At 51.2% G+C, this 11,942-nt stretch carries 10 protein-coding genes; 5 read left to right on the top strand and 5 right to left on the bottom strand.

Annotated elements, in window-relative coordinates; all coding sequences use genetic code 11:
* The first annotated feature begins 74 nt into the window (after positions 1-74).
* On the top strand, positions 75-1,268 hold the full coding sequence (locus JTE88_RS01570) for an exonuclease SbcCD subunit D (protein ID WP_204424939.1): 1,194 nt from the start codon (positions 75-77) through the stop codon (positions 1,266-1,268).
* A 1-nt stretch (position 1,269) separates the two neighbouring features.
* Positions 1,270-4,335, top strand: a complete 3,066-nt coding sequence (locus tag JTE88_RS01565; protein WP_204424938.1) for an AAA family ATPase — start codon at positions 1,270-1,272, stop codon at positions 4,333-4,335.
* Between the two features lie 6 nt (positions 4,336-4,341).
* On the opposite strand, the gene JTE88_RS01560 is transcribed toward JTE88_RS01565, so the two are convergent.
* From JTE88_RS01560 to JTE88_RS01550, 3 genes are read right to left on the bottom strand one after another with little or no spacing between them, the layout of a single operon-like run.
* Positions 4,342-4,791 carry a DUF6912 family protein gene (locus JTE88_RS01560; RefSeq protein WP_204424937.1) on the bottom strand — a complete coding sequence of 150 codons (450 nt, stop codon included), beginning with the start codon at positions 4,789-4,791 and terminating at the stop codon, positions 4,342-4,344.
* Positions 4,770-5,993 carry a CpaE/TadZ family protein gene (locus tag JTE88_RS01555; RefSeq protein ID WP_204424936.1) on the bottom strand — a complete coding sequence of 408 codons (1,224 nt, stop codon included), beginning with the start codon at positions 5,991-5,993 and terminating at the stop codon, positions 4,770-4,772. The genes JTE88_RS01560 and JTE88_RS01555 overlap by 22 nt, the downstream gene beginning before the upstream one ends.
* Positions 5,990-6,580: an SAF domain-containing protein gene (locus JTE88_RS01550; RefSeq protein ID WP_204424934.1), complete on the bottom strand. Its 591-nt coding sequence runs from the start codon at positions 6,578-6,580 to the stop codon at positions 5,990-5,992. The genes JTE88_RS01555 and JTE88_RS01550 overlap by 4 nt, the downstream gene beginning before the upstream one ends.
* Before the next feature lie 124 nt (positions 6,581-6,704).
* On the opposite strand from JTE88_RS01550, the gene JTE88_RS01545 reads away from it, so the two are divergent.
* The gene (locus tag JTE88_RS01545; RefSeq protein WP_204424933.1) at positions 6,705-6,917 is read left to right on the top strand and encodes a helix-turn-helix domain-containing protein; all 213 of its coding nucleotides are present in this window, start codon (positions 6,705-6,707) and stop codon (positions 6,915-6,917) included.
* A 155-nt stretch (positions 6,918-7,072) separates the two neighbouring features.
* Here the strand turns inward: JTE88_RS01545 and JTE88_RS01540 are convergent, their stop codons facing one another.
* Entirely contained in the window at positions 7,073-7,627 is a 555-nt protein-coding gene (locus JTE88_RS01540) for a hypothetical protein (protein WP_204424932.1), read from the bottom strand.
* 141 nt (positions 7,628-7,768) lie between these two features.
* Here JTE88_RS01540 and JTE88_RS01535 point away from each other — a divergent pair, with 141 nt between their 5' ends.
* On the top strand, positions 7,769-8,404 hold the full coding sequence (locus JTE88_RS01535) for a LysM peptidoglycan-binding domain-containing protein (RefSeq protein ID WP_204424931.1): 636 nt from the start codon (positions 7,769-7,771) through the stop codon (positions 8,402-8,404).
* A gap of 5 nt (positions 8,405-8,409) precedes the next feature.
* A complete protein-coding gene (locus JTE88_RS01530; RefSeq protein ID WP_204424930.1) occupies positions 8,410-8,976 on the top strand; it encodes an Rv3235 family protein in 567 nt (188 codons plus the stop codon).
* A 122-nt stretch (positions 8,977-9,098) separates the two neighbouring features.
* Here the strand turns inward: JTE88_RS01530 and secA are convergent, their stop codons facing one another.
* The gene (secA, locus tag JTE88_RS01525; protein WP_204424929.1) at positions 9,099-11,906 is read right to left on the bottom strand and encodes a preprotein translocase subunit SecA; all 2,808 of its coding nucleotides are present in this window, start codon (positions 11,904-11,906) and stop codon (positions 9,099-9,101) included.
* Positions 11,907-11,942 lie beyond the last annotated feature (36 nt).

Here is an 11,942-nt window from a genome sequence, read left to right as displayed (position 1 = left end):
GGAGTTTAGAAATATGTGTATAACTGGGCCAGTGTCACGCATTTTATGTCGGAGGCGATGGCTAGACTAGACGCATGAGGTTTTTACATACGTCAGATTGGCATTTTGGTCGCACGCTTCACGGTACAGATCTGCATGAAGCATATGAGTTGTGGTCAGATCATGTGGTGGAGGTAGCCCACACACGTGATCTTGATGCCGTGCTTATTTCTGGCGATATTTTCGATCGCGGGATTCCGCCAGTGGCGATGGTTCAGTTGCTATCGCGCACGTTGGAGCAGCTAGCCGAACATACGATGGTTATTCTCACTGCAGGTAACCACGATGCTCCTACGCGGCTAGGATTCACTGCCGGGTTGTTGCAAGAACGCGTCGTTATCGCCACCGATCCACTCAAAATTGGCACGCCGATCGAGGTACGTCGTGGTGAAAAGCCGGTGGGGTACGTGTATGCGCTGCCGTATTTGGAACCTGATATTGAGCGCGTGCGCTTGGCTCCAGATCCCGAATCTCCGTTGGCTCGCAGTCACGAAGCAGTGGTCCAAGCAGCCATGGATCGAGTACGCGAAAGTATTGATGGTACTACCGGCGATCATCCGATCGATAATTCCCTCCCCACGATCGTGATGGCACATGAATTTGTTGTTGGTGGCGAACCGTCAGAATCAGAGCGCGATCTGCATATTGGTGGTGTTGATAGCGTACCAAGTGGCGTATTTGATATTTGTGTCAATGGTAAAAGCGTTATTGATTACGTGGCGTTGGGCCATCTACATGGCCCACAACAGGTACATGAAAAACCCCTCATGCGGTATGCCGGCTCTCCCCTGCCGTTCTCATTTTCCGAAGAGCATCATAAGAAATCCTCAGTTCTTGTCTCTATCGAGCAGGCTGGAGATGCTCCAGAAATTGAGCTCATTCCAGCACCGATTTATCGCCCGCTAGCTACCTTGCGCGGAACGTTCGATGAGCTGATGTCCAGCGAGTATGCACGCTATCGCGACCATTTTCTGCGCATTTTCGTTACCGATATTGATCGTCCCGAGCGGATGCTGGCACGGCTACGCCAGAATTTCCCGTACGTACTTGAAGCTCATCACGATATTCCACGCCAGGATATGCCAGTACAGGAGGTCTCATTAGCAAAAGTAAACCCTGTCGAAGTTCTCTCGGAGTTCTTTGCCACCGCCGGTGGCCGCGAACTCAATCCAGAAGAACTTGCTCTGATGACCGCCCAGTGGGAGCAACTAGGGAAGGAAGAAAAGTAACATGTTATTTCGTCGCCTTGTTATTGATGGAGTGGGCCCGTTTGGTTCCCACTATGAAATCGATCTAGATTCTCTGACTGCTAGCGGTCTCTTCCTTCTCGAAGGGCCTACGGGTTCTGGAAAATCGTCACTTATTGACGCAATCGTCTTTGCACTCTACGGCAGAACCGCCGGGGACGAATCAGATTACAGTCGCATCCGTTCCACCCATGCAGATCCTGCAAAGCCATCCACAGTTGAACTCGTTTTCACCGTCAGTGGTGGCACCTACTATGTACGGCGGTCGCCGCGATGGGATAAACCTAAGCGTGACGGCGGCACCACCACTGTTTCAGAAAAAGCTACCCTGATTCGCCTGTCAGAAACCGCTATTGAACAAGCCCAGTGGGACAAGGGCGAACCGCTGGCTTCTGGCGCACGCGATGTAGGCACTGAGTTGAGTAAGATTCTGCCACTCACTCGGGCACAATTCGTCCAAACAGTTGTACTCCCTCAAGGCCAGTTTGCTGATTTCTTACGATTGAAGTCAGAAGATCGTTCCACCCTGCTTGAAACGCTGTTCAACACCGGAGTGTATCGTCAGTTCGCTACCGCACTCCACCAGCGTGCAGTTACGGCGAGCAAAAAGATTGACAAACGCCGGCAAGCAGTTACTGAAGCGACCGCGAGCTGGTTAGGAAATCCGGCTGTGGCTGAGTGGGACGAAAAGGTCCGCCAGCTTCTTGACGAACTCGTCGATCCGGAACAACACCAACTTATCGAAACGCTCTCGGACGTATCGGATACGCTCGATGAGCGCCAAACTCATAGCGCCACCGAGCTTCAGCGACTCACGAAGCTCGCCGATGAGGCGCGCGCGAAACTCTCCGCGGAACAAGCTCTTGCGGGTGCTCTGGAAAAGCGCGCCAGCCTGCTTACTCAACAGCAAGATCTCTTCGAACAAACTGAGCAGATTGAAGCGGGTAGAGAACTGGTAAAACGCCACTTCGCTTCGGTTGTTCCGTTAGAGCGCCAGCGAACCGTCGTCGATACTGATAAGGAACTAGCGAAACGTCGCAAGTCGTTGGACACCACGCTTTCCCGAATCGATGAAGGCATCGCCGTCTACGAGTCGAGCCAATCCCCGAGCCTCGATACTCTCCTCGTCGAACAAACCGTTGATGCGCTCGAAACAAAAGTCGAAGAAGTTGACGAACGAGTGACCGACCTGCAACAGCTCCACACGCTCGAAAAAGGGAACGTAGCTCGCGAAAAAGAAATCAACAAACTGGGTAAGCAACTTGCGCGTTACCAAACAGAACTAGAAGAAACACATGCCCGGCGCGAGGAACTACCGCAAAAAATCAACCAGACTCAACACGATCTCGACCAAGCCCAACTACTGGCCAACACCCTGCCAGAAGTGCAGCGCAAACTCGACGATGTCAATGAAAAAGCACAGATTCTCACACAAGCCCAAGCAGCTTCCGCACAGTTATCACAAGCCGAAGGCACACACAAAGAGTTAGTGGCAGCTTTTGCGAGTCAAAATGCTACTTATAGTGAGATCAACGCCCGCTGGGTTGCCTCCCAGGCGGCCATCCTCTCCGCCGAGTTAGCTTCCGATAGCCCATGCCCGGTTTGTGGTTCACTCGAGCATCCAGCTCCAGCTCAACCGCAAGAAGAGCACGTCACTAAAGCCGACGTTGAGCGTGCCCACGAAGAACTAGAAGCTGTGCGAAGCAAGCTCGAACGTTCATCCGCATCGCTAGCTACCACACGCTCCACGTACGAGCATCTACAAGAACAACTCGGTGAGGATACCGAAGAGACTCTTGCAGCCCAGCGCACGTCACTTGAAGAGCAACAAAGCCAGGCCCGTAGCGCACAAGGCCAGGTGGAAAAGCTCGATGCTCTGTTAGCGGAGTTGCGCGGCGAACATGAAAACATTTCAGTGGCTTTGTCTCGCTTGGAAACCGAGCATCACAACCTCACAGCTACCGTGAAGAAAGAACAAGAACAGCTCGATAAAGATAGCGCAACCGTCGCCAAAGAACGCGGCGAGGCAACGAGTATCAGCGAGCTTATCGAAGAACACAAGCAGGATCGAAAAGATCTCACGGCTACCCTCCATGCGCTGTCTGCTTATGAACAAGCCCACGAAAACTTGGGCACTGCACGCCAGCACCTGGCTGATGCGCTGAGCGAAGCAGCAATGAGTGAAGAAGAAGCACAAGAAGCATTTCTTGGTAAGGACGAGTTAGCACAACAGCAAGCCGCTATCTCGCGCTTCGAAGCGAACTGGGCACACGTCCACGGGCAGCTACAAGAACCCGAAATTGCGAAACTCACCGGCGAAGAAACGACTGCGGTGGAACAACGCAGTGAAGAATACGCCGCTGTCCAAGAACGCCAAGAAGAATGCGCCCAACAGGCCGCCATTATTCGCGAAAGCGCACGTACCGCACATCGTCTCTACACAGCGGTCGACGCCGCTTTTCGAGCGTGGGAAAAAGAAGTGGAGGATTCCGGCCCGCTCGCCCGTCTCGATCAACTAGCTCAGGCTGGCAAAGCTTCACACACCAGTGTCAGTTTGCCAGTGTGGGTGTTGATGAAGCGTTTCGAAATGGTGATCGAACATGCCAACGATTATCTGGCACGTTTTTCTCACGGACGCTATGAGCTGGTTCGTCCCGATGAAGCAGAAAAGGAACGCAAGACCGGGCTCGGGCTGTCGATTATTGACTATGACGCACGCGGCGAAGGCGCCAGCGAAATCCGGTCTACTCGCAGTCTCTCCGGCGGTGAAACATTTTACACATCGCTCTCACTCGCACTCGGCCTGACCGAAGTCGTTCAAGAAGAAAACGGTGGAATCCGCATCGACACTCTCATGATCGATGAAGGCTTTGGCACACTGTCTGGAGAAGTGCTCGACGAAGTCATGACCACACTAACTGAACTCGCCCGCGATGGGCGCAAAGTTGGGTTGATCTCCCACGTCGACGAACTGAAATCCCGTATCTCCAATCAAGTACGCATCACGCAAAAGAAAGGCGCCGGTTCCACCATCACCGTTATCAGTTAAGAATCCTCACAAGGCTGCGAGCTGCTCACGCTCACTGATATCGAACCACAACAGTTCAATATCCCCGGTGGCTAAGAATGCCTCCTCATCGCCCGCGAGTGCCTGAGAGATCAACGATTCTGAACCAGGCGCATCCATATGGAATGATTCGACGTCTTTCCATGAAATATCAGTCCCGAGTTCAACTTCCGTCGGCAGTTGCGGATCCGATACCGCGGAAATAGACGAGTCCACCACTTCAGCCACCGCCACAATCCTGCGCAGAGAGCTCTCAGGGCCCTCCCCTAGCATACGTAATGAATCGTCTGCCGCAGCCAACGTAGCAATATATTCATAGCCTTCGGAGTCCTCGTCCACAACCGTGGCGCGAAGCTCGGAAGTAACTGCATGGACACGACGAGCGGTTACACGTTCGGCAGATAACTCAGCTAATGTCATGGGGATATAGATGCGCATAAACGCATTCTATCCTCAATCCACGCACAAACTCGCTCCAAATCCCGCGAATACCCACTTTTGGGATACGCCCGTGTGGTAGCCGTTCCAGATAACAGCACTCGATCAAGGCGACCACGTTCCTCACGAACACCAAAAATCGGTATATCTGTTATACCCACCGTATGCAAAACGTCTCGGGCGTGGAACATCGGACTAACGCCCAACGCCGTCGAACGCACCCCAGTCAACACAATCGCCTCATGGGCAAAACCCTGTTCGCGAGAAGAATCCCAATGCTCAATTAGACGTCGTAACCCAATCGGCGTCGCCGATGCAACATGAATAACAATATCAGCCCGCTCCAAAGCAGAACGCGATAACGCCCAGCGATCAATCCGCTCACCGTGCTCATCCAAGCCGCCAGCCAAATCCACCATGGTTAAAGCGCAATCCGCACACGCTACCGGCCAGATCCGATCCGCAACCGGCCGAGAAATCTCACGCCAACGTTGCCCAGTATTCATGCCTGCAAGCAGTTCAACCCCGCAAAACTCCGCAGAAAGCTCAGAGAAGATCGCGTCAATATCAGGCTTTTTACCCTGGTCGATCATACGAGCTACACCAATGATTCCTGAACTTTCTTCCACATCAAAGAACTGGGCTAACGATGGCGATCGTACATCTCCATCAACAACCCGCACCTGGTCCTTTTGCGCCATAAGCACCGCACAGTCACGTATCAGAGTTGACCGGCCGTGGGAGCCCTCAGGCCCCCACACTGCAACCAGACTTCCTTCATTGTTCTCTTTACTCGTGTTTCCATTATGTAATTGGTGCGGAGAAAACTCAGCAATAGTTTGCACCGCTCGTATCCGAGCTACAATTTCTATCGGTAGCGGTGAGAGAATCTCGACGTTTCCAAAAGCTCGAAGATCCCGAGATGAATACGTCGAGGAGGTTGCACTCCTGCCAGATTCTGCACAAGGGCGTGCAACAATCGCTACCCCAACATACTGGCGCAGCTCCGAGATCAAGGTGAGGTCTAGGAAATCGGCATCTTCAGAAATAACCGCTAACGTCGCAATACGTGCTCTGGCCCCGGCAAGTACTTCAGCCAAGTCGGCACATCTGCGCGCAATAAGATGCGTTTCACCGCTTTCTGCCAACATTTCGATGACAGCAGAATCGATCTGTGTTGGTAAGCACAACAAGACACTCATGGGTATTTCCCTTCTGCGATGACAACAAATTCATCACCTTGCCCAAGAGCGGTCATAACATGAGCTACGCTGGCTTCGTTCAACCGTACTTCGACTTTCTGTTTACCGTCACTCATTGACCGAGTTTCGCGAGTAACGACAAAGATTGCATGTTGGGCAACTATGCTTGCTTGACCGTCGTGTGTGCGCGGAACCCGCCAAATAGTGACGTCTTGTCCGGGTTTGAGGTCCGCTGAAACAGGTACTGTAAGTGGTAGGACAAGTGTGCTTCCTTGATGCTGGGTCGATAGCGTGCTGGTGCTGAGGAGTTCGCCTGGGGAAAGAGGCCGGCCAGCATAGGTGCCTTCCGGCAGTTCTAAACCGTGAACATAGCTCGCTGCCAGATGTGCTGGCACGTCCACCAAAATAAAATCTTTTGCTGTTAGTCGATCTCCGGCTGCGATATGCTCGATTGCTTGAGGAATTTGGACGGTGTGTGCGGGCCGGGCTAGCATGCCGCCAACAACGCCACCACCTAAAATCAATACTGCTCCAAGAAGAATACGTGGATCGCGGGCTCGCTGAGTAAAACGCTGAATCGAAACCATAGCTCTATATTTGCAGTAACTGGATTTTTCCCGAAAAAGTTTTCCACAATAGAGTTATCCACAGCCATACGCCATGTGCGAATATCATTCGGCGACAGTTAAGAAAAAGTGTCAGAATAGTTTTATGCAAAAGTTTCTTACCATCGCGGATGTTGCTGAAAATTTGAGTGTTTCAGCCGGTCAAGTCCGCACTCTTATCAAAAATGGCGAACTCTCGGCTATCCAAGTCGGCGGCCGGGGGCAATGGCGCATTTCCGAACAAGCCGTTGAAGAATATATTCAGACAGGATACGAGCGAACTCGGGAGAAGATCTCATCGAATAACTTCGACGAGTAACCGTTAACAGTATTAAGCAATTGTAGTGTGGGTAGCAATAGTTCTATTGCTACCCACACTACAATTTAATATCTACCCGATTGTTAAGTACTTTTACACAGCTGAGCAGAAAACTCACAACATTCGGCATCCCGCACACGCCCCTCGGGTTCTTCCTAACCCAGCGTTGCACTGCTGACCGTAGCGAGATGAGTAAACGGAATATACAGCTCTCGGTGAGTTTGTTCGTCATAGTGTGCCGTCTGATATCCATACAACGAGATTAACTCAGCTTTCGGTTCCACAACCACATAATCCTTGCCAACGCTTAAGAGTTCGGCGCGTACTGCATCGGCATAACGATTCACAAGAACCGTGTGGCCAATCAGGCGCCGTAGCACAGAACTCATTGTTGGTACGTAACGGGAGGATTCGAAGGCGGCTTGACGCAAGCCTCGAGCCACACTTATTGCATCGAGTTTGACGAGATCTATTTGCTCTTGACTCGATAACATCAACCAGTCTTTACCTGATTCAATAACGACGCCTGTGACATTGCATTCGCTAACCGTGATAGTAATATATCGGCCGCGTGCACCACGTATACGATCCGCGAAAGACACACTAGCATTTTCTGCATCTGTAATTTCGTCGATTTCCTCGAAAAGTTCTTGACGCTCGTTATTGCGAATATGCGCGGCGATACCCTCAATCAGTGTTTCCCATACCATACCGATAAGTATAAAGATTCATTAAAAAGCGACAATATTTTTTATCCACAAGCACGTGCCGGGCACACCCTCTTTTCTTTGAATATTTGACACGTAAGAATATCAAACAGCATCAAACATTATCTCTAAGGGTTATTCGACATGAAAAATGGACTGCCGCTCTTCATATGTGGAACCACGTTCGCGTTGAGCGCCGCCTGGCTCGCTTCGAACACCAGCGGACAACAACTAACCGGTGACATGTCTTTGACATTATTTGGCATGGCCACGTTAGCCGTACTGTTTTACTGGCACAGTCTATCGTATCTTTTACTAGCAGCCGCAACCCGGCATGATATTCCGTCAATAATACGTTATGTTTCACGGTTTGGCTCACCAAAAGCTCGGCATCTCGCGCTTTCGATGCTGTTACTGGCCCCTACTCCAGCGTATGCCCAGTCTCAGAGCACAAGTTCTCCATCAGATGTTGCACCTATAACGAACCACAACTTGCCATCTGTCGAAGCTACTCACCACACCCCTGATTCACTTCTGCGTCGGACTATTGTGCCACACGAGATTGCAGTATCGATTAGCCAGCCAAGTAACAGCTCAACAATCACGGTCAAACCGGGCGATTCGTTATGGACAATAGCTCAACGGCTCTACCCTGCTATCCCGCCCAATGAGATATCGGAAGCCACATTCGCCCTGTGGGAAGCAAACCGTGACATCATCCCGGACCCACATACTATCCATCCAGGTCAACAACTCATCATTCCCGCATCCGGAAGGTAATAATCATGCCCAGCCCCACTGTCTTAAGTCTCGATGCTTCGCCCTCCCTCAACTTTTACCCGGTTGCGAAGAATACACGCCCATACAAGAGCCATATCCCTGTCACTAGGAGGGAAACTATTGCACCACCAGCTACCTCACCCGATAAGCCATTTGATCGGATCTCATTCGCGGCCACAACAAGTGAACATACCAACGACGACGACGATCGTCGCGCACTTGACCGAGCCCTACCCGACGGCCTTGCGCCAGCAAAAGCTTTTGCTGCACATGCGGTTGGCCAAGCGGTAGAAGTCTTACAAGGGCATCGCCCAATACGACAACTCCAAACATGGTTAGCACCCGGTGTCTATCGAGCTTTGGCTGCACGCGCCGGTCTCAATCTCAGACTCCATGGCCCTGCTCCTCGCGCATCTCGGCCAGCAATTCGCCGCCTTTATATTAGCCACCCGCGTCGTCGGATCGCTGAAGTATCTATCGTCATCCATGACGGTTTTCAAATCCGCGCAGTGGCGTTACGTTTAGAAATCCGACGGGAACGCTGGCAAGTAACCGCACTCGAAATTGCTTAAAAGCTAAGGGTGGAGCCGCGGATTAATCCGCGGCTCCACCCTATTGACTCCGGAAGGCGATCGGCTTCTACTATCATGGATAGATACATGACCAGCGCTCTTGAGCCTTACGCGAAGATAGTCTACTTGTTCTTCTTTGCCGCCCGGCGCTGAGCACGGTTCATCTGCGGCTCACTAGAACCAACAGTTGTTTGACCATGCACTTCACGACCCTGCTCGTTTGTCGCACGAGCCTGACCACTACCGTCCTTGGCAGACGACGTGTAAGTCATCTTCGCAGCCGACGTAGGACGCTTGAGACCAAGAATTTTCTCGGTTGCAGCCTTCGTCGCACTCGACTTAGCAGCCGCAGAAGCCGCGGCCTTCGCTACTGCTTGTGCATCCATCAACGAACTTTGACCGGCCATCACTTCAGCAGCTTCAGCAGCTTCGCGCGCCAACCGCTCCGATGGCAATTCAAAGCCCATTAAGAAACTCACTGTTTCACTACGAATTTGGTCATTCATCGACTGGAACATTTGATAACCCTCCTGCTTGTATTCCACAAGCGGGTTACGCTGAGCCATGGCACGCAAGCCAATGCCCTCTTTCAAATAATCCATCTCGTACAAATGTTCACGCCAGTTACGATCGAGGGTTTGCAACAAGACCTGGCGCTCAATCTGACGCATCTGCTCATCACCCAACTCCTCTTCACGCTCTTCATACTGGGCATGGATATCTTGCGTAAACTCGTCACGGAGTACATCCCGGCTCAGCAACTTCTGATCGCCGTGCTCCTCAATGAACTCCTCCGGAGTGAAACTTGGCTTGAAATAGCGACGCATATCTGCCCACAGCATGTCCAAATCCCAGTCGTCCGACGGGCCTTCAGTATGAGCGGATACAATATCATCCACCACGAAATCCATAAAGTTTTGGATCTGGTTTTCGACGTCCTCACCGCTCAAAATACGACGGCGCTCAGTGTAAACAACAGTACGTTGATCGTTCATAACATCGTCATACTTCAACACATTCTTACGGATTTCCGCATTGCGTCCGTCGAGCTGAGCCTGCGACTTCTGGATAGCATTAGCCATCATCTTGAAATCAAGCGGTTCGTCTTGAGCACTTGACCGCAACGTATTAACAATCGTTGGACCAAACAAACGCAAAAGATCGTCATCAAGAGACAAATAGAAACGTGACTCGCCCGGATCTCCTTGGCGGCCGGCACGGCCACGCAACTGATTGTCGATACGGCGAGATTCGTGACGCTCCGAACCGAGCACATACAAGCCACCTAATTCGGTCACTTCATCGTGTTCTGCTGCAACCTGATCCTTGGCAGCCTGCAAAATCTCCGGCCACCGCTCTTCGTATTCTTCGGTGTTCTCTTCCGGATCTAAACCGAGCTTGGACATCATCTCAACTGCGATATGCTCGGCGTTACCACCAAGCATAATGTCAGTTCCACGACCCGCCATATTCGTTGCAACTGTCACAGCATGCTTACGACCAGCCATCGCTACAACAGAGGCTTCACGTTCGTGCTGCTTAGCGTTAAGGACTTCGTGTGGAATATGCGCCTTACGCAACAGCCCCGACAGTAACTCGGAATGCTCAACTGAGGCGGTACCAACCAAAACTGGCTGGCCTTTCTCGAAACGTTCCTTAATATCTTCAACGATCGCAGCGAACTTCAACTCAGCTGTTGCATAAACAATATCGCGTTGGTCCACACGAGCAACTGGCTTGTTGGTTGGGATCGGCACAACTCCGATGTCATAAGTCGAAGCAAACTCTTCAGCTTCAGTCTCAGCAGTACCAGTCATACCGGAGAGCTTGTCATACATCCGGAAATAATTCTGCAAGGTAATGGAAGCCAAGGTTTGGTTTTCTGCCTTGATTTCTACGCCTTCTTTAGCTTCGAGTGCTTGGTGCATGCCATCGTTATAACGCCGGCCTGGCAAAATACGACCAGTATGCTCATCCACAATTAAGACCTCGCCGTCGCGGACGATATAGTCTTTGTCGCGATGGAAAAGCTCTTTTGCTTTAATAGCATTGTTCAAGTAGCCAATGAGTGGCGTATTGACTGACTCATAAAGATTATCAATACCCAGGAGATCTTCGATTTTATCGATACCTGGCTCCAAAATACCCGCGTTACGCTTCTTCTCATCAACTTCATAGTCAGTATCGCGACGCATCTTCTGCACGGCATCAGCAAATGCAACATACCAGCGGTTAGCATCACCGTCAGCCTGGCCAGAAATGATCAATGGGGTACGCGCTTCATCGATGAGAATGGAATCAACTTCGTCGACGATAGCAAAGTTATGGCCACGCTGAACCATCGAACTTTCTTCCATCGCCATGTTGTCACGTAAGTAATCGAAACCGAACTGATTGTTCGTACCATAAGTAATATCAGCTGCGTATTGCTGACGACGTTGATCCGGTGTTTGCCCATCCAAAATACAACCAGTGGTCATACCCAAGAACCGGAAAACACGCCCCATAAGTTCCGACTGATAAGAAGCCAGGTAGTCATTAACTGTCACGACGTGAACGCCTTTACCAGACAAGCCGTTGAGATAGGCCGCCAAAGTTGCCACCAAGGTTTTACCCTCACCGGTTTTCATTTCGGCGATATTTCCCAAGTGCAAGGCTGCACCACCCATGATCTGCACATCATAGTGCCGTTGACCGAGAGTTCGAACCGATGCTTCACGCACAGCGGCGAACGCATCTGGCATGATCTCATCCAGCGTTTCACCATGAGCAATCCGCTCACGGAATTCCTCGGTGACAGCCTTGAGCTCTTCATCGCTCATGCCAGAGTATATATCCTCAAGCAAATTCACTTGCTTCGTGATGGCGTTGAGCTTTTTCAAAATTCGGCCTTCACCGGCTCGAAGCAATTTATTGAGAAGATTTCGCACGTACGACTCCTTGATTCTTGGCGTTTAAGATAAAAC

The organism is Arcanobacterium phocisimile, assembly GCF_016904675.1.
In the GTDB taxonomy this organism is placed as follows: Bacteria; Actinomycetota; Actinomycetes; order Actinomycetales; family Actinomycetaceae; genus Arcanobacterium; species Arcanobacterium phocisimile.
The sequence above is the reverse complement of the archived record's forward strand: the minus strand, read 5'-3'. Positions and strand labels throughout refer to the sequence as shown.